A 1,065-nucleotide genomic window follows, 5' to 3' on the forward strand; every position below is an offset into this window, starting at 1 on the left:
TGAGCTGGTGTGGGTCGCAGAGACCAGAGAGAAGCGACTGTTTACTAAAAACACAGGTCCGTGCGAAGTCGTAAGACGATGTATACGGACTGACGCCTGCCCGGTGCTGGAAGGTTAAGAGGACCGGTTAGTCATTTCGGTGGCGAAGCTGAGAATTTAAGCCCCAGTAAACGGCGGTGGTAACTATAACCATCCTAAGGTAGCGAAATTCCTTGTCGGGTAAGTTCCGACCTGCACGAATGGCGTAACGACTTCTCTGCTGTCTCAACCACAGACTCGGCGAAATTGCAGTACGAGTAAAGATGCTCGTTACGCGCGGCAGGACGAAAAGACCCCGGGACCTTCACTATAGCTTGGTATTGGTGTTCGGTTCGGTTTGTGTAGGATAGGTGGGAGACTGTGAAGTGGGCACGCCAGTGTTCATGGAGTCGTTGTTGAAATACCACTCTGATCGTATTGGACTTCTAACCTCGGACCCTGATCGGGTTCAGGGACAGTGCCTGGTGGGTAGTTTAACTGGGGCGGTTGCCTCCTAAAAGGTAACGGAGGCGCCCAAAGGTTCCCTCAGCCTGGTTGGCAATCAGGTGTTGAGTGTAAGTGCACAAGGGAGCTTGACTGTGAGACGTACATGTCGAGCAGGGACGAAAGTCGGGACTAGTGATCCGGCACCGGCAAGTGGAAGCGGTGTCGCTCAACGGATAAAAGGTACCCCGGGGATAACAGGCTGATCTTCCCCAAGAGTCCATATCGACGGGATGGTTTGGCACCTCGATGTCGGCTCGTCGCATCCTGGGGCTGGAGTAGGTCCCAAGGGTTGGGCTGTTCGCCCATTAAAGCGGCACGCGAGCTGGGTTTAGAACGTCGTGAGACAGTTCGGTCTCTATCCGCCGCGCGCGTAAGAAACTTGAGGAAACCTGTCCCTAGTACGAGAGGACCGGGACGGACGAACCTCTGGTGTGCCAGTTGTCCCGCCAGGGGCACTGCTGGTTAGCTACGTTCGGAAGGGATAACCGCTGAAAGCATCTAAGCGGGAAGCCTGTTCCAAGATGAGGTTTCTCACCCCCT

The 1,065-nt window shown here is 54.8% G+C and carries 1 rRNA gene; it reads left to right on the forward strand.

Annotated features, from left to right (window positions below):
- A 23S ribosomal RNA gene (locus tag MHN80_RS25645) occupies positions 1 to 1,065 on the forward strand; the annotation flags it as partial.

The sequence above is a fragment of the Gordonia sp. McavH-238-E genome, from assembly GCF_022348225.1.
In the GTDB taxonomy this organism is placed as follows: domain Bacteria; phylum Actinomycetota; class Actinomycetes; order Mycobacteriales; family Mycobacteriaceae; genus Gordonia; species Gordonia terrae.